20 protein-coding genes are annotated in these 26062 nt (G+C 65.6%); 18 read left to right on the forward strand and 2 right to left on the reverse strand.

Annotated elements, in window-relative coordinates:
• Positions 1–24 precede the first annotated feature (24 nt).
• Entirely contained in the window at positions 25–1278 is a 1254-nt protein-coding gene (locus tag ACTEK7_RS01560) for a hypothetical protein (protein ID WP_345944100.1), read from the reverse strand.
• Positions 1279–1502: 224 nt separating this feature from the next.
• Positions 1503–2909 (reverse strand): MocR-like pyridoxine biosynthesis transcription factor PdxR, encoded by a 1407-nt coding sequence (pdxR, locus tag ACTEK7_RS01565; RefSeq protein ID WP_225147211.1) that lies wholly within the window; start codon positions 2907–2909, stop codon positions 1503–1505.
• Between the two features lie 113 nt (positions 2910–3022).
• Here pdxR and ACTEK7_RS01570 point away from each other — a divergent pair, with 113 nt between their 5' ends.
• The 18 genes from ACTEK7_RS01570 to fabZ all read left to right on the forward strand — a co-directional run bounded on the left by ACTEK7_RS01570 (position 3023) and on the right by fabZ (position 26055).
• Complete coding sequence (locus tag ACTEK7_RS01570; RefSeq protein ID WP_036025271.1) at positions 3023–3484, forward strand: carboxymuconolactone decarboxylase family protein; 462 nt, start codon at positions 3023–3025, stop codon at positions 3482–3484.
• Positions 3485–3525: 41 nt separating this feature from the next.
• Entirely contained in the window at positions 3526–4164 is a 639-nt protein-coding gene (locus ACTEK7_RS01575; protein ID WP_036025269.1) for an HD domain-containing protein, read from the forward strand.
• A 557-nt stretch (positions 4165–4721) separates the two neighbouring features.
• A complete protein-coding gene (locus ACTEK7_RS01580) occupies positions 4722–5444 on the forward strand; it encodes an outer membrane protein (RefSeq protein ID WP_225124086.1) in 723 nt (240 codons plus the stop codon).
• Between the two features lie 446 nt (positions 5445–5890).
• On the forward strand, positions 5891–9394 hold the full coding sequence (gene dnaE, locus ACTEK7_RS01585; RefSeq protein ID WP_225147148.1) for a DNA polymerase III subunit alpha: 3504 nt from the start codon (positions 5891–5893) through the stop codon (positions 9392–9394).
• 130 nt (positions 9395–9524) lie between these two features.
• Positions 9525–10268 (forward strand): carbonic anhydrase, encoded by a 744-nt coding sequence (locus tag ACTEK7_RS01590; RefSeq protein ID WP_225147147.1) that lies wholly within the window; start codon positions 9525–9527, stop codon positions 10266–10268.
• Positions 10269–10418: 150 nt separating this feature from the next.
• On the forward strand, positions 10419–10937 hold the full coding sequence (locus ACTEK7_RS01595) for a DUF2846 domain-containing protein (RefSeq protein WP_225147146.1): 519 nt from the start codon (positions 10419–10421) through the stop codon (positions 10935–10937).
• Positions 10938–11105: 168 nt separating this feature from the next.
• A complete protein-coding gene (locus ACTEK7_RS01600) occupies positions 11106–13907 on the forward strand; it encodes a caspase family protein (protein WP_225147145.1) in 2802 nt (933 codons plus the stop codon).
• A 211-nt stretch (positions 13908–14118) separates the two neighbouring features.
• Positions 14119–15114 carry a 30S ribosomal protein S2 gene (locus tag ACTEK7_RS01605; protein ID WP_036010040.1) on the forward strand — a complete coding sequence of 332 codons (996 nt, stop codon included), beginning with the start codon at positions 14119–14121 and terminating at the stop codon, positions 15112–15114.
• A 133-nt stretch (positions 15115–15247) separates the two neighbouring features.
• Positions 15248–16171 (forward strand): translation elongation factor Ts, encoded by a 924-nt coding sequence (gene tsf / locus ACTEK7_RS01610; protein ID WP_109143611.1) that lies wholly within the window; start codon positions 15248–15250, stop codon positions 16169–16171.
• A gap of 59 nt (positions 16172–16230) precedes the next feature.
• Positions 16231–16947, forward strand: coding sequence for a UMP kinase (pyrH, locus tag ACTEK7_RS01615; RefSeq protein ID WP_225147144.1), 717 nt, complete (start codon positions 16231–16233; stop codon positions 16945–16947).
• 65 nt (positions 16948–17012) lie between these two features.
• Positions 17013–17576, forward strand: a complete 564-nt coding sequence (gene frr / locus ACTEK7_RS01620) for a ribosome recycling factor (protein WP_025036556.1) — start codon at positions 17013–17015, stop codon at positions 17574–17576.
• 104 nt (positions 17577–17680) lie between these two features.
• Positions 17681–18439, forward strand: a complete 759-nt coding sequence (locus ACTEK7_RS01625; RefSeq protein ID WP_036010029.1) for an isoprenyl transferase — start codon at positions 17681–17683, stop codon at positions 18437–18439.
• Positions 18436–19278 (forward strand): phosphatidate cytidylyltransferase, encoded by an 843-nt coding sequence (locus ACTEK7_RS01630; protein WP_225147143.1) that lies wholly within the window; start codon positions 18436–18438, stop codon positions 19276–19278. The genes ACTEK7_RS01625 and ACTEK7_RS01630 overlap by 4 nt, the downstream gene beginning before the upstream one ends.
• 4 nt (positions 19279–19282) lie before the next feature.
• Positions 19283–20506: a 1-deoxy-D-xylulose-5-phosphate reductoisomerase gene (dxr, locus tag ACTEK7_RS01635; RefSeq protein WP_036010023.1), complete on the forward strand. Its 1224-nt coding sequence runs from the start codon at positions 19283–19285 to the stop codon at positions 20504–20506.
• Between the two features lie 44 nt (positions 20507–20550).
• Complete coding sequence (gene rseP / locus ACTEK7_RS01640; protein ID WP_036010021.1) at positions 20551–21702, forward strand: RIP metalloprotease RseP; 1152 nt, start codon at positions 20551–20553, stop codon at positions 21700–21702.
• 176 nt (positions 21703–21878) lie between these two features.
• A complete protein-coding gene (gene bamA, locus ACTEK7_RS01645) occupies positions 21879–24404 on the forward strand; it encodes an outer membrane protein assembly factor BamA (RefSeq protein WP_036010019.1) in 2526 nt (841 codons plus the stop codon).
• Between the two features lie 125 nt (positions 24405–24529).
• A complete protein-coding gene (gene lpxD, locus ACTEK7_RS01650; protein WP_036010017.1) occupies positions 24530–25597 on the forward strand; it encodes a UDP-3-O-(3-hydroxymyristoyl)glucosamine N-acyltransferase in 1068 nt (355 codons plus the stop codon).
• Positions 25594–26055: a 3-hydroxyacyl-ACP dehydratase FabZ gene (fabZ, locus tag ACTEK7_RS01655; RefSeq protein ID WP_036010015.1), complete on the forward strand. Its 462-nt coding sequence runs from the start codon at positions 25594–25596 to the stop codon at positions 26053–26055. Before lpxD ends, fabZ begins: the two co-directional genes overlap by 4 nt.
• The last annotated feature ends 7 nt before the right edge of the window (positions 26056–26062 follow it).

Genomic DNA, 26062 nt, shown 5'->3' on the forward strand with positions numbered 1-26062 from the left:
CCCGAGGCGATGTCCGACGTCATTTCAAGGCGACGGAGCGGGCCGAGGGTTTGTGCTGACGGTCAGTTGGGGGGCGGGCGTCCAAGGGCTCTCGGGCCAATGAACTGCCTGCCAGGGAGCCGCTTTCCCAGGCGTCGTCGGCCAGGAGCTTGTCGGGCCCGGCGTCGGCAATGCGCAGGATGCCTTGAGCCGAGCCCATTGTGACGGCAGGCCCGCCAGGTCGAGCTCGAATGTCATGATGTCCGTCTTGTCGTCCGCGATCGGCGTGCTTTCGCGGACATGCAGGGAGCGGGAGGCCAGTATCGCCTTGACCATGTCGGGGTCGATGTTGCTGCGCCAGACCTCGTGCTTGCCGGTCCGCAGCGGAGATCCTCCGGTCGTCTTCTCCTTGTCGGCATCCGCCGTGATCAGGATCGTGCTCTTGCCGGTGGCCGTTTCGTCGACCTCGGCCGCAAATGTCAGCGGTGCGCCCTTGCTGCTTTCGCAAGACAGGCGCAGCTCCATCGTTCGGAACGTGGAGGCGTTCTCCTTCTTGGCGGTCGCGATCTTGCGGATGAACGGCCGGGCCTCTTTCTCCAGCGTCCATTTCGTTTCGGCGAGCGGTCGCGTGTCGATGCCGAAACCGTAGAGCTCGGATCGCGTCAATACGTGTAGGCTTTCGAACTTCACCGTCCGGATCAGCGAATCGAGCTCGCGGCCAATTCCCATCGCCGCGATGAACGCGGCGCGATCGCGATCGGCCGCCAACAGCCGGCGACGCCTGTATTCCGCGACGGCCGCCGGATCGGGCCGTCCATCGAAGGCGAGCACCAGCCTGGAATTATGGACCGCCATTGCGGCGTCGGGGGCGACTTCGCGCGATGCCGCCCCCAGAAACAGGTATGCGCAGGCCGAGTTGCACATGGCACGGGTCGTGGTGAGTTCGGCCTCGAACTCGCCGCTCGCGTTCTTGAGCTTCAAGCAAGCGGCGTCTCCCTGCGTGCCCGCGGCGCAGGCGGTCGCGATCGTCCGGCCGACCCTGGCAATCGCCTTGCGGCTGCGCAGCAACCGCGCGATCGCGTAGGACTGCTCGACGTTGCCGCCGGGCGAATGAACGTAGATCGGACGCTGCAGGTCCTTGACGGCGGCGAGGAAGCGGCGAATGCGCAGCGCAGCCTCGCGATCGATCTCGCCCTCGATGGCGATCCAGCGATCGCAGCCCGGGCCGCATGCGTCGGCCGGCCCCTTGGCGAGATAGATCGTCAGCCTGGAGGCAAATCCGGTTTTCTCGGCCGGCATTGCTTCGGCACGCAAAGTGCCGGGAAGCAAGAGCGAGGCAAGGAGGAGCAGGATACGGACATGCATGCAGCAAGCGACCACGCACGGCGAGGAAGAGGTTCGACCCTATATGAGGACCACCGTTATCACAACTTTTGATGGCCGGCCGGTGCACGCTTATTTCGTTCACCGGCCACCGCAGCAACGCACCCATGCGCGGCGTGCTGTCGTCCGTCAGGTCAAGATCAGGTCAGACGATCGATGATTTGCAACAGTCGATCGCAGGACGCCTCAATTCGTTTGAGCGGAGACGTTGCCACGCCGAGCAAAAGTCCCGGGCGCACTGATCCGTTCGACGCATACCAGAGCGATAGCGGCGTAGGCGCAAGTCCCAGCCGTGCTGCTTCCCTGGCGACGGCCAGATCGGGTGCTCCGTCCGCCAATTGCAGGACCGCCGCCAACCCGGCAAGCGCAATGTTCGCGGTGCGCGCGCGAAGGTACTTCAGCAATGCATCGCCTTGTGCAGCGTAAACCCGCTTCGTGCGCCGAAGATGCCGCAGATAATGGCCCTCGCGCATGAAGTCGGCCATCGCGCGCTGCACCGCCGGCCCAGGCGCGGGCGCAAGGCACGCAGCAGCTTCGGCAAATTGCGACGCCAGGGCGGCCGGTGCGACGACAAAGCCCAGCCGCAGGGCAGGCGTCACCGTCTTGCTGAAAGAGCCGATGTGAATGACGCGGCCGGCGCGGTCGAGCGATGCGAGCGCCGGCGTCGCCCGGCCCTTGAGCTGAAGCTCGCTGAGATAGTCATCCTCGATCACCCATGCCTTGCTTTGCGCTGCCCAGTCGAGCAGGCGTGAGCGCCGCACAAGCGACAATGTGGAGCCGAGCGGCGCCTGCTGGCCCGGTGTCACGACCACCAGTGCCGCATCAGGAGCATGTTTCATGCCGTAATCGACATCGATGCCGTCCGCATCAACGGGGATCGGCGCAACCGACAATCGCGCAAGCGCGAGACCCTGCCGGGTAAAGGGAAAGCCAGGGTCCTCCATCCAGGCCTTCTTCTGCTCGAGTCCGAGGACGCGGAGCGCCAAGCCAAGGCCGCCGCTGAAACCGGCAGTGACGATGATCTGGAACGGCGCGCATTCGATCCCGCGCGCCAGCGCGAGGTAGGCCGCGATCTCGCGCCGCAACGCCAGCTCGCCGCGTGGATCCGGGTAGATCGCCGGTGCGCTCACCTCCGCCCGAACTGCCTGCGCGCGCATCCGCGCCAGCAATGTCGCGGGAAGGGTCTCCTGCGCAGGCACGCCCATCTGGAAGATCGCGGGCCCCGCCGTCAGCTCCTGGTACATCTCCATGAACGAGCCGGGCGACGGGGCGCTGTCCCGCCTTACTGGGAACGGGGGCCTGTCGGCGACATGGGTTCCTGTCGCGCGGCTTGCGACGATCAGTTGGGCGGATGAGAGCTTTTCGTACGCCACCCGTACGGTGCCGCGGGCGACGCCGAGTTGGGCGGCGAGATCCTGCCAGGAGGGCAGGCGTGCGCCGGGGGCGAGAACGCCGCTTTCGATCGCGGTCCTGATCCCCTTGTGGATCTGCTCGGCCAGCGGCGTCTTTGCAGATCGATCGAGCTCCAGGTGCAGCGGCCTCGTCATGCCTGCGTGGTACACGAGTTTTGTACGTTCTTGGTGCTTTTTTGTGGACCAGTGCAGGGGCACCTAAGGGGGCAAGAGGGAGGGTTCATCCCCGATCATCAAGGAGCAGGCAGATGAGCGAACGGCTCAACTACAATCACGTCGCACCGGCAGGTATGAAGGCGCTGGGCGGTGTCTACGGCTACGTCATGCAGAGCGGACTTCCCGCGACGCTTGTCACCCTGGTCTATCTTCGCGTGTCGCAGATCAACAATTGCGCCTACTGCCTCGACATGCATACACGCGACCTGCTGAAGAGCGGCGTGAAAATCGAAAAGATCGCGCTGGTCCAGGCCTGGGCCGAGGCGGGCCATCTTTTCGACGAGCGCGAGCGTGCGGCTCTCGCATGGGCCGAGACGATCACCCGCGTCGCCGAGACCAACGTCCCGGATGAGGCCTATCAAGCTGTTCGCAAAGTCTTCAGCGAGCGCGAGCTAGTCGATCTCACGATCGCGATCAGCCTGATGAATGCGTACAATCGCATGTCGATCAGCTTTCGAAATACGCCGCAGGCCGCGCTCGAGGAGGCCGCCTGACCCGAAGGGAATCAGCCGAAACAGAAAGCAGGAACCTGAAAATGACGAGAGTGATCTCCGGCGTCAAAATTCCCGACAGCCAACTGGCTCGCGAGGCCGCCGAGCTGGTGCGCAGTTACGAAGACGAGATGTTGTTCAACCATTCCGTTCGCGTCTACGTGTTCGGCGCGATGACGGGATTGCGCCAGAAGCTGAAGTTTGATTCCGAGCTTCTCTATGTCGCGGCCCTGTTTCACGACCTCGGCCTCGTCGATCACTACCATACCGCGACCAAGCGGTTTGAAGTCGACGGTGCCGATGCAGCGCGCGAGTTTCTGCGGGCACGCGGCATCGCTGATTCCCAGGCCGATCTGGTGTGGGAGGCCATCGCCCTGCACACCACGCCCGGCATTCCGCAATATATGAGACCGGAAATCGCGCTCACCAACGCAGGCGTTCTGGTGGATGTGGTGGGCATCGGGTATGATCATTACACACCGGAGCAGCGCGAGCAGGTGATCTCGGCGTTCCCGCGCGGTGACTTCAAGAACGAGTTCGTGAAGGTACAGACCTGCTCGGCGCTGAAGAAACCGCAGACGACGTTCGGGACGGTCAACTTCGACTACATCGCAGATCACGATCCGAGCTTCCAAAGGCCGAACGCGTGCACGCGGATCCGCAATGCGCCCTGGCAAAGCTGAGCAGACGCAGCGCGCTCATCGCAGGGCTATGGCATTTGAGAGCTGTTCAGCCGTTCCTGCGACCATCCTTCGAGATGTCCGCTTCAGGCGGGCTTTTCAGGTGAAAGACGGTGTGTGAGGCTGCAGCTTCCAAAAGGCACTGTCGCTGATTGGCCTCATCACGCAGACGACTCTGATCGCGTATGGGGTGTCGCTTTGTCCGGCGAAGTACGCGCGGAGGCGAGCTAGCGATTGACGCGCCCACGAATGTGATGAAAGCGAGCGAAAAGATGGCGACAATTTGGATGAGGAACTTATTCGCATTCGCCTCTTCCATCACGCTAATGTGCGCGCGACGATGTTGCGCGCGCATGCAGCTTGTCTCGCCTCGTCAACATTGAAACTGCTGCAAAACCCCTTGTTTGATAGGGTGTCCGCGATGCTCGATTAACATTCGTTAATGAGCAAAGTCCTTTCGATCACACTGTGGCGCCGCGGCTACAGCAATTCCGTCGATCGCTGTTATGACGACCCACGGCCGGGGGGCCCACTACTGAAGAAACTGGAACGGGAATCAAATGAAGAAGAATTTGTTGCTTGCAGCTGTCAGCCTGGTCGCGCTTGGTGCGACTGCGCCGGCACTTGCGGCTGATCTCGCGGCACGGCCCTACACCAAAGCACCGCCCGCGGCGATCGCTGCGGTGTATGACTGGAGCGGCTTCTACATCGGTATCAACGGCGGCGGCGGTTCGGCTGACACGTCGTGGGATCTGGTCGGCTTCGGTCCGGAAGGCTCCCACAACTCGACCGGCGGCACCGTCGGTGGCCAGATCGGTTACCGCTTTCAGTCCGGCCAGTTCGTGTTCGGTCTCGAGGGCCAGGGCAACTGGGCCGACTTCTCGGGTGACAACATCAGCGCAATCACCGGTTTGCGGAACCGGACGCGCGTCGATGCGTTCGGTCTGATCACAGGCCAGGTTGGCTATGCCTGGAACAACGTCCTGCTCTACGCGAAGGGCGGTGCGGCGGTCGTCAGCAACAAGTACGACGTCTACAGCGTCGTGACGGGTGCGAATCTCGACCGGGCCGACGAGACCCGCTGGGGTGCCACGGTTGGCGCGGGCCTGGAGTTTGGTTTTGCTCCGAACTGGACGGTCGGCGTCGAGTACAACCACATCTTCCTCGGCGACCACAACGTCACCTTCGCCAGTGGCGCTGTCGAACGCATCGGGCAGGACATCGACATGGGTCTCGTCCGCCTGAACTACAAGTTCGGCGGCCCGATGATCGGCCGTTACTGAGACTGACCGCTCCACGTGAGTGGCTGACGAAAGCCCCGGCCTCGGCCGGGGCTTTTTTGCTGTTTGTCTTCAGCGAGTTAACCATCTCCTTTCGGCGGCTTCCGGATCGCTTGACTCCATAGAACGAAATGAGAACAATGTTCTTCATACGTTCCAACAAGGGAGCAGGCCATGTTCAGGGTTTTCGTGGAAGAAGCCGCCGCACTGGCGTCCATCACGCTGTTCGTCGGGATGATCGCGATTTGGGCCCAGGTCATTCCGCAGCTGTAGGCCGGCTTTCTCCGACCTCTTGGGGAAAAGCGGGACGACGCGCCCAAGCGGCCGCTCCGGCGTGGACTCTCAAGCTGTGAGACCCCACCATTGAGAGGCGAGTCGGCCGCGAGTGCATGATGCCTTGAGGCGCCGGCGACCGCTCCATCTCATCTGCAAGAGGCCGTCACGCGACCATGCCGAGCGCCGGATTTGTCCACCTTCACGTTCACTCGGCCTATTCGCTGCTCAAGGGCTCGATCAAGATCGCCAAGCTCGCCGAGCTTGCCAAGAAGGACCACCAGCCGGCGCTGGCGCTGACCGACACCGACAATCTGTTCGGCGCGCTGGAGTTCTCCGACAAGATGGCGGGCTCCGGCATCCAGCCGATCGTCGGCTGCGAGCTCGCCATCGATTTCGGCGACCAGGATCCCAACGCGCGCAACGCGATGGGACCCTCGCGCGTGGTGCTGCTCGCCGCGCAGGAGCGCGGCTATCGCAGCCTGATGCGGCTGAACTCGCGTGCGTTCCTGGAATCGCCCGACAGCCATGCTCCGTTCATCAAGCTCGACTGGCTCGAGGGCGAGACCGAGGGCCTGATCGCGCTGACGGGCGGGCCGGACGGGCCGATCTCACTGGCGCTCGCCGGCGGCATGGCCGAGCTCGCCGGGGCGCGGTGCGAGCGTCTGGCTGCTCTGTTCGGCGACCGTCTCTACATCGAATTGCAGCGCCACAACGCCGAGAAGGAGCGGCGCGTCGAAGGCGGCCTGATCGACATCGCCTACGCCAAGGGGCTGCCGCTGGTTGCGACCAACGAGCCATATTTCGCGACCACCGACGATTACGAAGCGCATGATGCGCTGCTCTGCATCGCCGGCGGCCGGCTGATCGCCGAGACCGACCGTGTGCAGCTGACGCCGGATCATCGCTTCAAGACGCGCGCCGAGATGGCGGTGCTGTTCGCGGACATTCCGGAGGCGCTGGCCTCGACGGTGGAGATCGCCGAGCGCTGCTCGTTCCGGCCGATGACGCGCAAGCCGATCCTGCCGTTCTTCACCGTCGGCGCCGCGGCGAGCTCGGATGCCGCCGCGGTCGAGGCGGCCGAGCTGAAGCGGCAGGCGGAGGAGGGGCTCGCCAATCGTCTGCGCGTGCACGGCCTCTCTCAGGGCACGACGGAAGAAGACTATAACAAGCGCCTGGCGTTCGAGCTCGACGTCATCATGCGCATGAAGTACGCGGGCTACTTCCTGATCGTGTCCGACTTCATCAAATGGGCCAAGGCTCACGGCATTCCGGTCGGGCCGGGCCGCGGCTCCGGCGCAGGCTCGCTGGTGGCGTGGGCGCTCACGATCACCGACCTCGACCCGATCAAGTTCGGCCTGCTGTTCGAGCGCTTCCTCAATCCGGAACGCGTCTCGATGCCGGACTTCGACATCGACTTCTGCCAGGACCGCCGCGGCGAGGTGATCAGTTACGTGCAGCAGCGCTACGGCCGCGACCAGGTCGCGCAGATCATCACCTTCGGTACGCTGCAGGCGCGCGGCGTGCTGCGCGACGTCGGCCGCGTGCTGCAGATGCCCTACGGCCAGGTCGACAAGCTGACCAAGCTGGTGCCGCAGAATCCGGCGGCGCCGGTGACGCTGGCCGCCGCGATCGAGAGCGAGCCGAAGCTGCAGGCGTTCCGCGACGAGGATCCCGTGGTGGCGCGCGCCTTCGACATCGCCCAGCGTCTCGAAGGCCTGACCCGCCACGCCTCGACCCACGCGGCCGGCATCGTGATCGGCGATCGCCCCTTGAGCGAGCTCGTGCCGCTCTACCGCGATCCCAAATCCGACATGCCGGTGACCCAGTTCAACATGAAATGGGTCGAGCCGGCGGGCCTCGTGAAGTTTGACTTCCTCGGCCTGAAGACGCTCACCGTGCTCGACGTCGCCTGCAAGCTGCTCAAGCCGCGCGGCATCGATGTCGATCTCGCCACGCTGCCGATCGACGATGCCGAGAGCTATCAGATGCTGGCGCGCGGCGACGTGGTCGGTGTGTTCCAGGTTGAAAGCCAGGGCATGCGGCGGGCGCTGATCGACATGCGCCCGGACCGTTTCGAGGACATCATCGCGCTGGTCGCGCTCTATCGGCCGGGCCCGATGGCGAACATCCCGACCTATTGCGCGCGCAAGCACGGCGACGAGGAGCCGGAATATCTGCACCCCGTGCTGGAGCCGATCCTGAAGGAGACCTTCGGCGTCATCATCTACCAGGAGCAGGTGATGCAGATCGCGCAGGTGATGTCGGGCTATTCGCTCGGCGACGCCGACCTGTTGCGCCGCGCCATGGGCAAGAAGATCCGCGCCGAGATGGACAAGCAGCGCGACATCTTCGTCGCGGGGGCGGTGAAGAACGGCGTGCCGAAGGGGCAGGCCGAAACCATCTTCGAGCTGCTGGCGAAATTCGCCGACTACGGCTTCAACAAGAGCCACGCGGCGGCCTATGCGCTGGTGTCCTACCACACCGCATACATGAAGGCGCATTATCCGGTGGAGTTCATCGCCGCGTCCATGACGCTCGATCTGAACAACACCGACAAGCTCTCCGAATTCCGCTCCGAGGCGCAGCGGCTCGGCATCAAGGTCGAGCCGCCGAACATCAACCGGTCGGGCGCGACCTTCGAGGTCGGCGAGAACACGATCTACTACGCGCTCGCCGCGCTCAAGGGCGTCGGCATTCAGGCGATCGAGCAGATCATCGCGGAGCGCACCCGGGGCGGCCTGTTCACCTCGCTCGCCGATTTCGCCGCGCGCGTCTCGCCGCGCGCGATCAACAAGCGCATCATCGAAAGTCTCGCCGCCGCCGGCGCCTTCGACACGCTGGAGCCGAACCGGGCGCGCGTCTTTGCCGGTGCGGATGCGATCCTCGCCGCCTGCCAGCGCGCGCATGAAGCTGCGACCATCGGCCAGAACGACATGTTCGGCATGTCGGCGGATGCGCCGACCATCATGCTGCCGCAGGTCGAGCCATGGCTGCCGGCCGAGCGGCTGCGCCGCGAATACGACGCGATCGGCTTCTTCCTGTCGGGACATCCGCTCGACGATTACGCGACCGTGCTGAAGCGGCTGCGGGTGCAGAGCTGGGCCGAGTTCTCGCGCGCCGTGAAGACCGGCGCCACCGCTGGCAAGGTTGCCGCGACCGTGGTCTCGCGCATGGAGCGGCGTACCAAGACCGGCAACAAGATGGGCATCATGGGGCTGTCCGATCCCACCGGCCATTTCGAGGCGGTGCTGTTCTCGGAAGGCCTTGCGCAATATCGCGACGTGCTGGAGCCGGGCGCGGCCGTGCTGCTGCAATTAGGGGCCGAGCTTCAGGGCGAGGACGTCCGCGCCCGCGTGCTGCATGCCGAGCCGCTCGATGATGCCGCGGCCAAGACGCAGAAGGGGCTGCGCATCTTCCTGCGCGACACCAAGCCGCTGGACTCGATTGCCAAGCGTCTCGCCGGGCCCGAGATGGCGGCTTCCAACGGCGGCGCGCCGAAGGTCGGCAGTCCGGGCATCGCACCGCGCGGAAACGGCGACGGCGAGGTCTCGCTGGTGCTGATGCTCGACCTCGAGACCGAGGTGGAGATGAAGCTGCCCGGCCGCTTCAAGGTCTCGCCGCAGATCGCCGGCGCGATCAAGGCGGTGGCAGGCGTCGTCGACGTGCAGCAGCTCTGACCTTGCTCGCATCGCTGCAAACTAAAGCTTAACTATTTGCTTCGCGCGTGGTTTCATGCTTGCGCGGGCGCAGCTATCAGTTGCTGCCCCGACAATCTCGTTCGGCGAGAAACCAGGAAGAAATACAACCATGTGCGACAAATGCTCTGAAAACCTGCATCAAGCTGTTACTCCGTCCCGGCGCTCGATGATGCTTTTCGCCGGTTCGGCACTTGCAGCGGCGGTGTTTGGCGGGTCCGCGCTGGCCAAGGAGGCGAAGGCGCCGCCGAAGCCGCAGAACGTGTTGTCGCCCGATGCGGCGCTGAAGCGGCTGATGGAAGGCAATGCGCGCTACGTCTCCGGCGTGTCGCGCCGCCACGACTTCAAGCACGAGCGCGAGGCGCTGGTCGGCGGTCAGAATCCCTACGCGGCCGTGTTGAGCTGCGCCGATTCCCGCATCGCGCCGGAATATGCCTTCGACAGCGGACGCGGCGACCTCTTCGTGTGCCGCGTCGCCGGAAATTTTGCCGGCGACGAGACCGTTGCCAGCATGGAATACACTGTCGCGGTGCTCGGCACGCCCGTGATCCTGGTGCTCGGCCACGACAATTGCGGTGCGGTCGATGCGACGATCAAATCGCTGAAGGACGACAAGCCGTTGCCGGGGCACATTCCCTCGCTGGTCTCCGCGATTGCGCCGGCGGTAAAGACGGCGGCCCAGCAGAGCGGCAACGCGCTCGACAACGCCATTCGCCAGAACGTCATCGACAACGTTGCCAAGCTGAAATCGGCGGCGCCGATCCTCAACGCGGCGGTCGCGCAGGGCAAGCTCAAGGTGGTCGGCGGCATCTATCGGCTGAGCACAGGGACCGTCGAGTTGCTCGCCCAAGGCTGAGAGCATCGGGCGTGGGGTGGTCGTGCCTCTTCCAGAGAGAGGCCGGCCGGCGGATTATCCCGTTGACGCTCCACGCAGTGGTCGCCGGATGCTGTTGCAACCAGGTAGTGTTTTCCACTAGAATGCTTCCGGGGAATTTCTGGGGGCGTAATGTTGCTGCGTGGACTGGTACTGTTCGTGGCTGCCTTGTTGCTGTGCGGCTGCGAAACCGCAAGGAGCGGGCTCGACTATGCGACAGCAGAGCGAAAGATCGGTCCACCGAAAGCAGGGCAAGCACGTGTGGTCGTCCTGCGCGAAAAGGGCTTCGGCGGGTTTGGCGATCCCGACTGGGCATTCAGCATCGATGGAATGCCGGTCAAAGGTCTGAAGACCGGGACATACGTCTATGTCGATCGGCCCGCAGGCCAGCATCAGTTCGTGGCGGAAGAGGCGGCGCTCGGTGTCACGCGCGTTGACTTCACCGCGCGATCGGGCCAGACCTTGTTCTTCGTTGCGCGCTACAGCGAGCGAAAAAACGCGATGATCGCAAATTCGAGTACGGGATTGCTCGGCTGGGGCCTCACGCTCGCGATCACGTCTGGCTACAAGAATCAGGGCCCCCTGGATTTCCTGCCGCTGGAGGAACAGGCCGCGCGGACGACGGTCGCAGCGCTTCGACTGGCCGAATAGGCGAGCGGGAGGCGTTTACGGAAGTCCGCTCGTCGTGCCTCCGCCGGCCTTACGCTGGCGGCGGCGCGGCCATGTCGCCGCCTCAATCCGGTCATCTCGTTCAAGTGCCATTCAGCCGGCCGCGCGCCTCATGCGTGCTGGCACCTCATACGATAGCAGGCACAAGCCATGCGTGGGACGCTCAAAGCCGTCATCTGCCTTCTCCTCCCGATCATTGTCCTTGCCGCAAGCCCGGTCCGTGCCCAGCAGCAGGAAAAGCGTATCGCGCTCGTGGTCGGCAATGGCGCCTACGCCAAATCGCCGCTCGCGACCACCGCGAACGATGCCGGCCTGATCGCGCAGACGCTCCAGGCGGCCGGCTTCGACGTGGTCGGCGCGCGCGATCTCGACGGCGACACGCTGCGCAAGAGCTTGCGCGATTTCATCCAGAAGGCCCAGGCGTCGGGCCCGGGCACCGTCGCGATGATCTATCTTGCCGGCTACGGCGTGCAGCTCGCCGGCGAGAACTATTTCATCCCGGTCGATTCCAACATCAGCCGCGACACCGACATACCGACCGAGGCCCTGCGCATCAGCGACTATGCGCGCCAGCTCGCCTCGATTCCGCTCAAGGCCAATATCGTCGTGCTCGACGCAGCCCGTGCGCAGCCCTTCATCGAGGGCGGTCAGCCGATCGCGAGCGGTCTGGCGCTGGTCGAGCCCGAGGCGAACATGCTGATCGCCTTCAATGCCGCGCCCGGCACGGTGGCGCCGGAGGAGCCGGGGCCCTACGGCATCTATGCGCAGTCGCTCGCCGAGATGATCCGCACCGGCGGCTTGCCGCTGCCCGAGGTGTTCGATCGCGTCCGCCTGCGCGTCAACGAGGCCTCCAAGGGTGCGCAGGTGCCCTGGAACGAGCAGAAGATCTCGGCGCCATTCTCGTTCTTCGAGCGCGCGCCCGATGCGCCGCCGCCGCAGGCTGCGCCCGACCAGGTCGCCGCGATCCGCAGCAAGCCGATCCGCGAACTCGGCGTGCAGGACGCCTATGCCGCCGCGCTCGAGCGCGACACGCTGGCGGCCTATGAGGAGTTTCTCGCGGCCTATCCGAATGATCCGCTTGCCAAGCGCGTGATGGCGATCGTTGCCGCACGCCGCGAAGCCATCACCTGGCGGCGGACCTACCGGACCGACACGCCGGAGGCCTATTGGTCGTATCTGCGCCGCTATCCGCGCGGGCCGCATGCGGCGGATGCGCGGCGCCGCCTTGCGATCCTCACCGCGCCGCCCGAGCCGCCGCCGACCTTCGCGATGATCGACTACGACGTGCCGCCACCGCCGCCGGAGGAGGTGGTCTATGTCGATCGCCCGGTGCTGTATTTCAGCGATCCCGATTTCGGCTTCGCGCCGCCACCGCCGCCGCCGGTCTATTATCTGCCGCCGCCGCCGCCGGATTTCGTCGTGCTGCCGCCGCCGCTGCCCGTGGTCGGCCTGTTCGTGCTGCCGCAGCCGGTGTTCGTGCCGATGCCGGTGTTCGTGAGGCCGCCGGTCTATGTCGCGCCGCCGCCGAACAACATCATCTACCAGAACATCCACAACACCACGGTCATCAACACCGTGATTAACCGCCCGCCGGCGCCGCCGCCGGCCGCGGGGCCGGCGCTCGGATCTGGGATCGGACCTGGCAATCTGGCGCCGGCGGTTGCCGGCCGCGCCACGCCGGCAGGACCGGCCGTGCCGCAGGCGGTCGTTCAGCGCGCCGCCCTGATCCAGCAGGGCAAGGCGCCGATGCCGCCGAGCGCGACCATCCAGCCGACGGCAAGGCCGGGTATCCCGACACCAGCTCCTGCCAATGTCGCCCCTGGCACGACAGCGCCGCCGCCCGCCAGCGCCAAGCTGCCGCAGGCCGATACTGTGCCGCCGCCGGGAACTCCCGGCAGCCCGCCAGCCGGAGCGGCGCCCGGAGCTGGGACGCCGGGAGGCACACCCAGTCCGACCGCAAACGCTCCCGCCGGCAGCGCCGCTACAACCCCGCAAGTGCTGGCCCCGACCAAGCCGCCGCTGGCCAATACGCTGCCGGTGCCGCGATCTCCGGGCAGCCCGCCGGCCGGAGCGCCGCCCGCGACGGGGACGCCCGGCGGCACGCCCAGTCCGAGCGCGAACGCTCCCGCCGGCAACGCCGCAGCAACCCCGCAAGCGCTGGCCCCGACCAAGCTGCCGCCGGCCAATACGCTGCCCGTGCCCGGCACCCCCGGCGGGCCGCCGCCGGCCAGGGCAGGGGCTGTGCCCGGGACCGTCCCACCCCCTGGCAAGCCCGCCGCGACCGCCACGGCGCCGAGCGGCAACGTTCCGCCGGCGCAGCCGAACGCGGCAACGACGCCCAATCCCCCGCCGGCTTCCGGAACCGCGGCGAGCCCGTCCGCGGCCCTGCCCAGGCCGCCGGGGACAACGACCCCGCCTGTGCCTGACCTGCGCGGCAGGCCGGGCGGGCCCCAGCCGGGCGCTTTGCCGCCGCCGAGCGCGGCCACCGGCAAGCCCGCGGCCCCGACTGCGGTCAAACCCGCGACACCTCCGCCGCCGCCCGTAGCGGCGCGGACACCGTCCGGAGTTCAGGATCGTCGGCCCGCGCCACCGCCGCCGCAGGCCGCCAGGCCCGCCGCTCCGCCGCCGCCTCCTCAGGCTCTGGCAAGGCCGACGCCGCCGCCTCCGCCGCGCGTTGCGCCACCTCCGCCGCCGCGAGCGGCGCCTCCGCCCGTGGCCGTGGCACGGCCGGCGCCGCCGCCACCTGTTGCCCGGCCGGCGCCGCCTCCGCCTCCGCCAGTAATGGCGCGGCCGGCACCACCTCCGCCGCCGGTTGCGCGGCCAGCGCCGCCGCCGCCGTCACCTCCGGTCGCCCGACCGGCGCCGCCGCCGATGGCCGCCGCGCCGCATGCGCCTCCGCGGCCGGCCGGACCGCCACCGAAGAGCTGCCCCCCGGGCCAGCCCAGGTGTTAGGAGGCGCGAGGGGCAGGGGATGCCGGGATGCGATAGCAGCCTAGAGGCGTCCCCAAAGGCCGTTATTTCCTTGCTTCTGGCCGAAATGGCGCTATATAGCGCGCCATCTCACACGGAAACATGGCTCACAAGGCCGTCCGGTGGCAACCGGGGCGTGAACGCTCCGTTTTGCTCACACGTTTCCGGAGGAACCAACCGGAGAATTAGAACGATGGCACTGCCCGATTTCACTATGCGTCAGCTGCTCGAAGCTGGCGTGCACTTTGGTCACCAGTCTCACCGCTGGAATCCGAAAATGGCTCCGTTCATTTTCGGCACCCGCAACAACATCCACATCGTCGACCTCGCCCAGACCGTGCCGATGCTGCACCAGGCCCTCCAGGCCGTCAGCGACACGGTGGCCAAGGGCGGCCGCATCCTGTTCGTCGGCACCAAGCGCCAGGCGCAGGACGGCGTTGCCGACGCGGCCAAGCGCTGCGCGCAGTATTTCGTCAATTCGCGCTGGCTCGGCGGCACGCTGACCAACTGGAAGACGATCTCGGCTTCCATCAAGCGCCTGCGTCACCTCGACGACGTGCTCTCGGGCGGCGAAGCCAATTCCTACACGAAGAAGGAGCGCCTGACGCTGCAGCGCGAGCGCGACAAGCTCGACCGCTCGCTCGGCGGCATCAAGGACATGGGCGGTCTGCCCGACCTGATCTTCGTGATCGACACCAACAAGGAAGACATCGCGATCCAGGAGGCCCAGCGGCTCAACATCCCGGTCGCTGCGATCGTCGACACCAATTCGGACCCGAAGGGCATCACCTATGTGGTGCCGGGCAATGACGACGCCGGCCGCGCCATCTCGCTGTACTGCGATCTCGTCGCGCGTGCGGCGATCGACGGCATCTCGCGCGCGCAGGGCGATTCGGGCATCGACGTCGGCGCCTCGGCCCAGCCGGTCGCCGAAGAGCTGCCGGCGGCGTCCTCGAGCGGCTTCCAGGGCCTTGCGGGTCCCCGCGGCACTGCCGACGACCTCAAGAAGCTCCCGGGCGTGTCGGGCGCGATCGAGAAGAAGTTCAACGACCTCGGCATCTTCCACTATTGGCAGCTCGCCGAGCTCGACCACGACACCGCGCACACGATCGGCGAAGAAGTCGGTCTGCCGAGCCGTGCGGATGCCTGGGTGGCCAAGGCCAAGGCGCTGACCGCGGAAGCGGAATAGTCAAAAAGAGCGATGGGTTGGCCGGATAGGATCCGGCCACCATTTCAGTTGACGCGAATTCCTGAGATGGACCGCGGCGGGGCGATTCGATGCCGCGCCGCGGCAAACCGGCAGGCACAAAGGATTTTCAACGATGGCAACGATCACAGCTGCGATGGTCAAGGACCTGCGCGAATCGACCGGCGCGGGCATGATGGACTGCAAGGCCGCGCTCACCGAAAACGACGGCAACATGGAAGCGGCGCAGGACTGGCTGCGCAAGAAGGGGCTGTCCAAGGCCGCCAAGAAGTCGGGCCGCGTCGCCGCCGAGGGCCTGATCGGCGCGCTCACCAAGGGCACCAAGGGCGTCGTGGTCGAGGTCAACTCCGAGACCGACTTCGTTGCGCGCAACGGCCAGTTCCAGGGCCTCGTCAAGATGATCGCCCAGGTCGCGTTCGACGTCGGAGCGGACGTCGAGAAGATCAAGGCCGCCAAGGTCGGCGACGTCACGATCGAAACCGCCATCAATGATGCGATCGCCACCATCGGCGAGAACATGACGCTGCGCCGCGCCGCCCAGCTCGAGGTGAGCCAGGGCGTGGTCTCGCACTACGTCCATGGTGCCGTCATCGAAGGGGCCGGCAAGATGGGCGTGATCGTGGCGCTGGAATCGCCGGGCAAGGCCGATGAGCTCGCAGCGCTCGGCCGTCAGATCGCGATGCACATTGCGGCCGCCAACCCGCTGGCGCTCGATCCGTCCGGCCTCGATCCGGCGGTGGTCAAGCGCGAGAAGGACGTACTGGCCGACAAGTACCGTCAGCAGGGCAAGCCCGAGAACGTGATCGAGAAGATCGTCGAGTCCGGCCTCAAGACCTACTACAAGGAAGTCTGCCTGCTCGAGCAGGCCTTCATCCACGACACCGGCAAGTCGGTGGCGCAGGCGGTGAAGGAGGCCGAGGGCAAGGTCGGCGGGGCTGTGAAAATCGCGGGCTTTGTGCGCTATGCTCTCGGCGAGGGAATCGAGAAGCAGGAAAGCGACTTCGCGGCCGAGGTCGCCGCGGCCAGCGGCAAGAAGTAAGCGCCGGAAGTTCCTTCCGGCGTGCCGCCGGAAGCGGCGCCCGGACAAGGAAAGTGCTCATGACTGATCCGGTCTATCGTCGCGTCGTGATCAAGCTGTCCGGCGAGTATCTCGCGGGACGGCAAGGCTTTGGCATCGATCAGCCGACCGTCGACCGGGTTGCGGACGATCTGATCGCCGCCCGCAAGCTCGGCACCGAGGTCGCGGTCGTGATCGGCGGCGGCAACATGGTCCGCGGCGTCGAGGTCTCCTCCCGCGGGGTGTCGCGCACCACCGGCGACACCATGGGCATGCTCGCCACCATGATGAATTGCCTCGCGCTGGAAGCGGCGATCGAGCGCAAGGGAACGCCGGCGCGGACGCTGTCGGCCTTCGTCATGCCCGAGATTTCCGAGCTGTTCACCCGCACCGCGGCACACAAATACCTGGCCGAAGGCCGAATCGTGCTGCTCGGCGGCGGGACCGGCAACCCGTTCTTCACCACCGACACGACCGCGGTACTGCGGGCCGCCGAGATCGGCGCGCAGGCGGTCCTGAAGGCGACGAATGTCGACGGGGTCTACTCGGCCGATCCGAAGCAGGATCCGACCGCGACGCGGTTCGACCGCCTGACGCATTCGCAGGCGATCGAGGGCGGTTACAAGGTGATGGATGCGACCGCCTTCGCGCTTGCCCGCGAGACATCGCTGCCTATCATCGTATTCTCGATCGCGGAGCCGGGCTCGATCGGCGCGATTCTGCGTGGCGTCGGCCACGGAACCATCGTCGCCGGCTGACGGCTCATCTGGCGCGCCGAACGGACGGTGCGGAGCGGTCGCCGGGATTTTGAAGGAGAAACGTGATGGCCACGGGTAATTTCGATCTCAACGAAGTGAAGCGTCGCATGCAGGGCGCCGTCGCCTCGCTCAAGCACGAGCTCGGCGGCCTGCGCACGGGACGCGCCTCCGCCTCGATGCTGGATCCGGTGCAGGTCGAGGCTTATGGCAGCCACATGCCGCTCAATCAGCTCGCCACCGTCAGCGTGCCGGAGCCGCGGCTGATCTCGGTGCAGGTCTGGGACAAGTCGATGGTCAAGGCCGTCGAGAAGGCGATCGTGGATTCCAATCTCGGCCTGTCGCCCGCGACCGAGGGCCAGGTGCTGCGCCTGCGCATTCCCGAGCTCAACGAGGAGCGCCGCAAGGAGCTGGTGAAGGTCGCGCACAAATATGCCGAAGCCGCCAAGGTCGCCGCGCGCCATGTCCGCCGCGACGGGCTCGACGTGCTCAAGAAGCTCGAGAAGAATCACGAGATGTCGGAGGACGACCAGAAGCGTCACGCCGACGAGGTACAGAAGGCGACCGACGGCACCATCGCCGAGATCGACCAGTTGCTGGCCGCCAAGGAAAAAGAAATCCTCACCGTCTAAAGCGCGATGAGTATCATCATCGCGCTTTAGACTATTGTTCGCGCATGATCTTGTCGGAAAACCGCTTCGCACTTTTCCGGATCATGCTTTAAGGCATCGCCTTCATGTCCAACGCCGCCGCGCCCGCAACGGAAGGGCCCGACAGGTCCGAGGCGCCTGCGCATGTCGCCATCATCATGGACGGCAACGGGCGTTGGGCGGCCGCGCGCGGTCTGCCGCGTGCGGAAGGGCATCGCCGCGGCGTCGACGCGCTGCGCCGCGTGGTGCGCGCCTCGCACGAGCTCGGCATCCGCTATCTCACCATCTTCTCGTTCTCGTCGGAGAACTGGTCGCGCCCGGCAAGCGAGATCGGCGACCTGTTCGGCCTGCTGCGGCGCTTCATCCGCAACGACCTGGCGAGCCTGCATCGCGACGGCGTCAAGGTCCGCATCATCGGCGAGCGCGAGGGGCTCGAGAGCGACATCTGCGCCTTGCTGAACGAGGCCGAGGAGCTGACGCGCGACAACACGCGCCTGACGCTGGTCGTCGCCTTCAACTACGGCTCGCGGCAGGAGATTGCGAAGGCGGCGCAGAAGCTGGCCCGCGAGGTCGCCGAGGGCAGGCGGGATCCTGCCACGATCGACGCCGAGACGCTTGGCGCGCATCTCGATGCGCCCGACATCCCGGACCCTGATCTCATCATCCGCACCAGCGGCGAGCAGCGCCTGTCGAACTTTCTGATGTGGCAGGCCGCCTATAGCGAGCTCGTGTTCGTGCCGATCCATTGGCCCGACTTCGACAAGGCGGCGCTGGAAAGCGCGATCGCCGAATTTGCCAGGCGCGAGCGCCGTTTCGGCGGCCTGGTTGCGAAGACCGCCTCGTGAACGAACCCGATCCTGCATCGGCGGGCGCCAAGCCTGCCCCGAGCAATCTGGTGATGCGGGTCCTCGCAGCGCTGGTGCTGGCGCCGCTGGCCATCGCGATCGCCTATGCCGGTGGCTGGTTGTGGGCGCTTCTTGTCACCCTGGTCTCGATCGGGCTGTTCGCGGAATGGCTGATGGTGGTGGGCGCAGCATCGGCCGCGCTGACCGGGGCAGGGACGGTCGTGATCGCCATGATGGGAGCCTCCGTCGCTTTCGGCGCGCTCAAGACCTCCGTCGTCACCGGCCTCATTGGCGGTGCCATCGTGACGCTGATCGCCCGGGGCAAGTTCTTGTGGGCGGCGAGCGGGTTTGCCTATGCGGCGGCGGCGCTGCTGGCCTCGATCCTGGTGCGCAAGGATCTCGTCAACGGCTTCTCCGCGCTGATGTTCGTGCTGCTCGTGGTGTGGGCGACCGACATCGGCGGCTATTTCGCCGGACGCAGCATCGGCGGCCCGAAATTATGGCCACGCGTGAGCCCGAAAAAGACCTGGGCCGGCGCGCTCGGCGGCTTTGCGGCGAGCCTTGCGGTCGCTGCCGGCTTCGCCGCCTGCGGGATCGGAAAGCTGGTTCCGCTGCTGCTCGTCGGCGCCGTCCTGTCGGTGGTGTCGCAGCTCGGCGATCTCTTCGAATCCGCCGTGAAGCGGCGCTTCGGTGTCAAGGATTCCGGTCACTTAATTCCCGGCCATGGCGGGCTTATGGACCGCCTGGACGGTTTTGTCGCCGCCATCCTGGCGGCCTGGTTTATCGGCTTTTTCCGCCATGGTGTGCATAGCGCCGGAAGCGGTCTTATGGTTTGGTGAAGATATGAGCGCCGTTCCCTTGCGTAACAACAGGCTTGCTGCGTCCGACATTCGCAGCGTCACGGTCCTCGGTGCCACCGGCTCGATCGGCGACAGCACGATGGATCTCTTGCGCGCCTCGCCCGAGCGCTACCGTGTCGAGGCGCTGACGGCGAACGGCAATGTCGCAGCGCTCGCCAAGCTCGCCAAGGAATTCAATGCGCGCTATGTCGCGATCGCCGACACCTCCAAGCTCGCCGAGCTCAAGGCTGCGCTCGCGGGCACCAGTACCGAATGCGGCGCCGGCGAAAGCGCGGTGATCGAGGCCGGCGCGCGTCCGGCCGACTGGGTGATGGCGGCGGTCAGCGGCGCTGCCGGGCTGAAGCCGGCGCTCGCCGCGGTCGATCGCGGCGCGCATGTCGCGCTCGCCAACAAGGAGTGCCTGGTCTGCGCCGGCGACTTCTTCATGCAGCGCGCGGCAAAAGCCGGCGCCTGCATCCTGCCGGCCGATTCCGAGCACAACGCGCTGTTCCAGGCGCTGAGCTCAGGCAATCGGGACGAGCTCGTCCGCGTCATCATCACCGCGTCCGGCGGCCCGTTCCGGACCTGGAAGCCTGTCGACATCGAGCAGGCGACGCTCGAGCAGGCCCTGAAGCATCCGAACTGGAGCATGGGCCAGAAGATCACGATCGATTCGGCCTCCATGATGAACAAGGGGCTCGAGGTGATCGAGGCGTCCTATCTGTTCGCGCTCTCGCCGGACGAGATCGACGTGCTGGTTCATCCGCAGTCGATCATTCACGGCATGGTCGAGTTTTCCGACCGCTCGGTGGTGGCCCAGCTCGGCGCGCCCGACATGAGGACGCCGATTGCCCATTGCCTCGGCTGGCCCGATCGCATCAAGGGCCCGGCGGCCAAGCTCGACCTTGCCAAGATCGGCCAGCTGACCTTCGAAGCGCCGGACTTCGAGCGCTTCCCTGGACTGCGGCTGGCCTACGAATCGCTCCGGACCGGGAAGGGCGCGACCACGGTCTACAATGCCGCCAACGAGGTCGCGGTGGCCGCCTTCATCGGCGGCAAGATCCGGTTCGGTGCGATTGCCCGGCTGGTCGAGGCGACCCTTGAGGATTGGATCAAAGGCGGCAACCAGGCGCCTCTGACCTCCGCAGACGATGCAATCTCTGTTGACCATGTTGCGCGAAATAGGGCTGCCGCCCTATTGCCTCAAATTGCCTTAAAGGCATCCTAGTTGGTTCGGGACCAGGGCCTTGCGGCGCTGGGTGAGGGAATTCGATGATCGACTTTTTCGTCCATAGTTTCAATACGTTGAGCCATGGGCTCCTCGGCTACGCGGTTCCCTTCCTGTTCGTCCTGACCATTGTCGTGTTCTTCCACGAGCTCGGCCATTTCCTGGTCGCGCGCTGGGCGGGCGTACGCGTGTTAACCTTTTCGCTCGGCTTCGGCCCCGAGCTGGTCGGCTTCAACGACCGCCATGGCACCCGCTGGAAGATCTCGGCGATCCCGCTCGGCGGCTACGTCAAGTTCTTCGGCGACGAGAGCGAGGCCTCGACCCCGTCGGCCCAGACGCTGGCGGCTATGTCGGCCGAGGAGCGCGCCGGCAGCTTCCACCACAAGAAGGTTGGTCCCCGGGCGGCGATCGTCGCGGCCGGACCAATCGCCAATTTCATCCTGGGCGCGCTGATCTTCGCCGGAATGGCGCTCTATTACGGCAAGCCCAGCACGATCGCCCGGGTCGACGGTGTCGTCGCCAACGGCGCGGCGGCTGCCGCCGGCTTCAAGGTGGGCGACGTCGTCATCCAGATCGACGGCAAGCCGATCGAGAGCTTTGCCGACATGCAGCGAATCGTTGCGATGAACGCCGGTTCGGCTCTTACCTTCCAGGTGAAGCGCGACGGCGCCGTCGTCTCGCTGACCGCGACCCCGGCGCTGCTGGAGCGCAAGGACCCGTTCGGCAACAGCCACCGTCTCGGCGTTCTCGGCATCGAGCACAAGTCGCAGGCCGGGGAGGCCTCGACCACCCCGGTCGGCGTCGGCGAAGCGCTCAAGATCGGCGTCGAGCAGGTCTGGTTCATCATCACCAGCACTTTCAAGTTCCTGGGCTCGCTGTTCGTCGGCCAGGGCAATCCGAACGAGGTCAGCGGCGTCCTGGGAATCGCGAAAATGTCGGGGCAGGCGGCCAGCGCTGGGTTCCAGTTCGTGATCAATCTCTGCGCGGTGCTGTCGGTGTCGATCGGCCTTTTGAACCTGTTCCCGATCCCGCTGCTCGATGGCGGCCACCTGATGTTCTATGCGGCCGAGGTGGTCCGGGGCCGGCCTTTGTCCGAGCGGACCCAGGAAATGGGGTTCCGAATCGGGCTTGGCCTGGTGCTGATGTTGATGGTGTTTGCGACCTACAACGACATCCTGCGGATGGCAGCTTCCTGATAGGGGCTTTTTTGTGGCGTTGCTGTTGAGCAACGTCTTGGAATGAAATTGAAATTACGGCGCTTTCGGCCGTTTGCGGCGTCGGCGAAATTGGCTACAAGCGGCCTGAACTTGGGGAATCTCCGGACCGGCGTTGGGGTTGGGTCTGGCAGGGAATGATAAGGGCGCGTTGCGCGATGAAGTTTGGACTGCGACTCCGGGGGGGCTTGCTCGCGACCCTGATCTTGTTCGGCGCGCCGGTGGTTGCCCCGGTTGGGGCTGTTTTCGTGTCTTCGTCTGCGCTCGCCCAGACCGTTCAGTCGATTTCCGTCGAAGGGAATCGCCGCGTCGAGGTGGAGACGATCCGCTCCTATTTCAAGCCGGGTCCCGGCGGCCGGCTGGATCAGGCCGCCATCGACGACGGCCTCAAGGCGTTGATCGAGACCGGCCTGTTCCAGGACGTCAGGATCAACCGCGGTTCCGGCGGCCAGCTCATCGTCTCCGTGGTGGAAAACCCGGTGATCGGCCGTATCGCCTTCGAGGGCAACAAGAAGATCAAGGACGAGCAGCTCACTGCTGAAGTCCAGTCCAAGGCGCGCGGCACCTTCTCCCGCGCCATGGTGCAGTCGGACACGCTCCGTATCGCCGAAATCTATCGCCGCTCCGGCCGCTACGACGTGCGCGTCACGCCCGAGATCATCGAGCAGCCGAACAACCGCGTCGACCTGATCTTCACGGTCGAGGAGGGCGTCAAGACCGGCGTCCGGTCGATCGAGTTCGTCGGCAACAATGCCTTCTCGTCCTACCGCCTCCGCGACGTGATCAAGACGCGCGAGACGAATCTGCTGAGCTTCCTCGGCAGCGGTGACGTCTACGATCCCGACCGCGTCGAAGCCGATCGCGACCTGATCCGCCGATTCTACCTCAAGAACGGCTTCGCGGACGTGCAGGTCGTCGCGGCGCTGACCGAGTACGATCCGGAGAAGAAGGGCTTCAACGTCACCTTCAAGATCGAGGAAGGTCAGCAATACCGCGTCGGCGCGGTGGATTTCCGCAGCAGCATTCCAAACTTCGATCCGAGCTCGATGCGCGCCTATTCGCGCCTCAATGTCGGCTCGCTCTACAACGTCGAATTGGTCGAGAAGTCGGTCGAGGAGATGCAGATCGAAGCCTCCCGCCGCGGCTATGCCTTTGCCGTGGTCCGGCCCGGCGGCGATCGCAACTTCGAAGCGCACACCGTGTCCGTCGTGTTCAACATCGACGAGGGCCCGCGCACTTATATTGAGCGCATCAACCTGCGCGGCAACACCCGCACGCGCGACTACGTGATCCGCCGCGAGTTCGACATCTCGGAAGGCGACGCCTACAACCGCGCGCTGGTCGACCGTGCCGAGCGGCGGCTGAAGAACCTCGACTATTTCAAGAGCGTGAAGATCACGACCGAGCCGGGCTCGTCGAGTGACCGCGTCATCCTGATCGTCGACATGGAAGAAAAGTCGACCGGCGACTTCTCGGTCTCGGGCGGTTACTCCACCACCGACGGCGCGCTGGCCGAAGTCTCGATCTCCGAGCGCAACCTGCTCGGTCGCGGCCTGTTCGCCAAGGCTGCGGTGACCTATGGCCAGTATGCGCGCGGCTACTCGCTGTCGTTCGTCGAGCCGTACCTGCTCGACTACCGCGTCGCGCTCGGCCTCGACCTCTATCAGCGTGAGCAGAAGTCCAACAGCTACATCTCCTACGGCACCAAGACGCTCGGCTTCTCGCCGCGCCTCGGCTTCTCCTTGCGTGAAGATCTCTCGCTCCAGGTGCGCTACTCGATCTATCGGCAGGAAATCACCCTGCCGGGCTACCTGGCGAACTGTAACAACGTGGTTGGTTCGGCGGCCTTCAATCCCAGCCCGGCCTTCTCTGCTGCCACCGGTATACCTCTGGATCCGTCCACCAACGGCCTCGGCTGCTACAACGATGGCGAAGCCTCGCTGCCGGTGCGCAAGGAGCTCGCCAACGGCAAGACGCTGACTTCGGCGCTCGGCTACACGCTGACCTACAACACGCTGGACAACAACAAGAACCCGACCGACGGTCTGCTCGTCGACTTCCGGCAGGACTTCGCCGGCGTCGGCGGCGACGTCTCCTATCTGAAGTCGGTCGTCGACGCGAAGTACTACACTCCGCTCGTCTCCGACATCGTCGGCCTCGTCCGCTTGCAAGGCGGCATGCTGAACAAGATCGGCACCGATCTGCGCATGCTCGACCACTTCCAGATGGGCCCGAACCTCGTCCGCGGCTTCGCCCCGAACGGCATCGGTCCGCGCGACTTGAACCCGTTCGGCACGCAGGATGCGCTCGGTGGCACCCAGTATTGGGGTGCTTCGTTCGAATTGCAGATGCCGTTCTGGTTCCTGCCCAAGGAAGTGGGTCTGAAGGGCGCCGTCTATGCCGACGCCGGCGGCCTCTACGACTACAAGGGACCGACGAGCTGGACCACCACCAACGAGGTCAATGCGCCGGGATGTATCCCGTCGAGCATCAATCCCTCGAGCACGGGGACCTGCACCGGTCTCGTCTATGACGACAGCAAGGTCGTTCGCTCGTCGGTCGGTGTCGGCGTGATCTGGCAGTCGCCGTTCGGACCGCTGCGCTTCGACTACGCCGTGCCGCTCAGCAAGGGCAAGTACGACCGCACGCAGGAATTCCGGTTCGGCGGCGGCACCACGTTCTAATTCGATCAGCACGGCACGATCCGGATCACCGGAACCGGTTTCGGAAAGGGATCGTGCCGATCCAGGACATGAGGCATGATGCGGCCTGACCGCTTCATGCCGAAGCCGGACCGCGACGGGGTGGAATGGCGCAGCCGATCTTCTTCACAAAGCCGCCTGCCGCAGCGTTGGCCGACATTGCCACGCTGACAAAGGCGCAGCTGGTCGACCCCGCGAGGGGCGGCCACGTCATCACGGGCCTTGCTTCGCTCGACGAAGCTGGCCCGATGCATCTGGCGTTCTTCGACAACCTCAAATACGCCGATCAGCTTAGGGCGACCAAGGCGGGGGCCTGTCTGGTCAGTCCGCGCTTCGAGGCCGAGGTGCCCGAACATGTGGCCGTGCTGCGGGTGGCGCAGCCATTCCGCGCCTTTGTCCGGATCGCGCGGGAATGGCACGCCGACGCGCTGCGGCCGCAATCCTGGGTCGGCAACGACGGTATCGCGCCATCGGCCATCATCGATCCCACGGCCCGGCTCGAGGACGGCGTGGTCGTCGACCCCCTGGCCGTGATCGGCCCGGACGTCGAGATCGGCAGTGGCACTGTGATTGGCGTCGGGGCGGTGATCGGTCCCGGCGTCAAGATCGGCCGGGATTGCAATGTCGGCGCCCGGACCGCTATCCAGTGCGCCCTGATCGGCAACAACGTGCTGATCCATCCCGGCTGCTCGATCGGCCAGGACGGCTACGGCTTCATCTTCTTCGGCCCGGAGGGCCATCTGAAGGTGCCGCAGACCGGGCGCGTGCTGATCCAGAACGACGTCGAGGTCGGGGCCAACACCACGATCGACCGCGGGTCCTTGCGTGACACCGTGATCGGCGAGGGGACCAAAATCGACAATCAGGTCCAGATTGGCCACAATGTGACGATCGGCCGGCACTGCCTGCTCGCGGCCCAGATCGGGCTCGCCGGCAGCCTGACCATCGGCGACAACGTGGCGCTCGGAGCGAAGGTTGGCATCAACAATCACCTCAAGATCGGCGACGGGGCGCAGGTGACGGCGATGAGCGCGGTCAAGGACGACATCCCGCCGGGCGGCCGCTGGGGCGGGCACTTCGCCAAGCCGACCAAGCAATGGTTCAAGGAGATCATCGCGGTGGAGCGGCTGGTACGCGACAGCAAGGCCGATCCGAAGGACGAGGGACGGGAATGACGGCGGAATCACCTGTTAAGTTCGAGCTGGTGGACATCAACGCGATCCTCCAGACACTGCCGCACCGCTTTCCGATGCTGCTGATCGACCGCGTGATCAACATCCGCGCCGATTACAGCGGCATCGGCATCAAGAACGTCACCTTCAACGAGCCGGCGTTCCAGGGACATTTCCCCGAGCGTCCGGTCTATCCCGGCGTCATGATGATCGAGGCGATGGCGCAGACCGCGGGCGTGATCGGCATCAAGTCGGTCGAGGGCACCGAGAAGCCGCGGGCGGTCTATTTCCTCACCATCGACAAGTGCAAGTTTCGCAAGCCGGTACTGCCGGGCGACACGATCGAGTATCACATGCGCTCGCTCGGCCGCCGCAAGACCATGTGGTGGTTTCACGGCGATGCAAAGGTCAACGGTCAGGTCGTCGCCGAAGCCGACGTCGGCGCCATGCTGACCGATTGAGCGGCAC

This window comes from Bradyrhizobium sp. JHI2711, assembly GCF_056156565.1.

What these genes read in the sequence shown, in the direction of transcription:
- bamA (WP_036010019.1), top strand. Translation starts at nt 21,879, where the DNA reads ATGAAGTTTGGACTGCGACTCCGGGGGGGCTTGCTCGCGACCCTGATC.
- ACTEK7_RS01590 (WP_225147147.1), top strand. Translation starts at nt 9,525, where the DNA reads ATGTGCGACAAATGCTCTGAAAACCTGCATCAAGCTGTTACTCCGTCC.
- ACTEK7_RS01560 (WP_345944100.1), bottom strand. Translation starts at nt 1,278, where the DNA reads ATGCCGGCCGAGAAAACCGGATTTGCCTCCAGGCTGACGATCTATCTC.
- ACTEK7_RS01570 (WP_036025271.1), top strand. Translation starts at nt 3,023, where the DNA reads ATGAGCGAACGGCTCAACTACAATCACGTCGCACCGGCAGGTATGAAG.
- pdxR (WP_225147211.1), bottom strand. Translation starts at nt 2,909, where the DNA reads ATGACGAGGCCGCTGCACCTGGAGCTCGATCGATCTGCAAAGACGCCG.
- ACTEK7_RS01575 (WP_036025269.1), top strand. Translation starts at nt 3,526, where the DNA reads ATGACGAGAGTGATCTCCGGCGTCAAAATTCCCGACAGCCAACTGGCT.
- ACTEK7_RS01600 (WP_225147145.1), top strand. Translation starts at nt 11,106, where the DNA reads ATGCGTGGGACGCTCAAAGCCGTCATCTGCCTTCTCCTCCCGATCATT.
- fabZ (WP_036010015.1), top strand. Translation starts at nt 25,594, where the DNA reads ATGACGGCGGAATCACCTGTTAAGTTCGAGCTGGTGGACATCAACGCG.
- frr (WP_025036556.1), top strand. Translation starts at nt 17,013, where the DNA reads ATGGCCACGGGTAATTTCGATCTCAACGAAGTGAAGCGTCGCATGCAG.
- tsf (WP_109143611.1), top strand. Translation starts at nt 15,248, where the DNA reads ATGGCAACGATCACAGCTGCGATGGTCAAGGACCTGCGCGAATCGACC.
- pyrH (WP_225147144.1), top strand. Translation starts at nt 16,231, where the DNA reads ATGACTGATCCGGTCTATCGTCGCGTCGTGATCAAGCTGTCCGGCGAG.
- lpxD (WP_036010017.1), top strand. Translation starts at nt 24,530, where the DNA reads ATGGCGCAGCCGATCTTCTTCACAAAGCCGCCTGCCGCAGCGTTGGCC.
- ACTEK7_RS01595 (WP_225147146.1), top strand. Translation starts at nt 10,419, where the DNA reads ATGTTGCTGCGTGGACTGGTACTGTTCGTGGCTGCCTTGTTGCTGTGC.
- dnaE (WP_225147148.1), top strand. Translation starts at nt 5,891, where the DNA reads ATGCCGAGCGCCGGATTTGTCCACCTTCACGTTCACTCGGCCTATTCG.
- ACTEK7_RS01605 (WP_036010040.1), top strand. Translation starts at nt 14,119, where the DNA reads ATGGCACTGCCCGATTTCACTATGCGTCAGCTGCTCGAAGCTGGCGTG.
- ACTEK7_RS01580 (WP_225124086.1), top strand. Translation starts at nt 4,722, where the DNA reads ATGAAGAAGAATTTGTTGCTTGCAGCTGTCAGCCTGGTCGCGCTTGGT.
- rseP (WP_036010021.1), top strand. Translation starts at nt 20,551, where the DNA reads ATGATCGACTTTTTCGTCCATAGTTTCAATACGTTGAGCCATGGGCTC.
- dxr (WP_036010023.1), top strand. Translation starts at nt 19,283, where the DNA reads ATGAGCGCCGTTCCCTTGCGTAACAACAGGCTTGCTGCGTCCGACATT.
- ACTEK7_RS01625 (WP_036010029.1), top strand. Translation starts at nt 17,681, where the DNA reads ATGTCCAACGCCGCCGCGCCCGCAACGGAAGGGCCCGACAGGTCCGAG.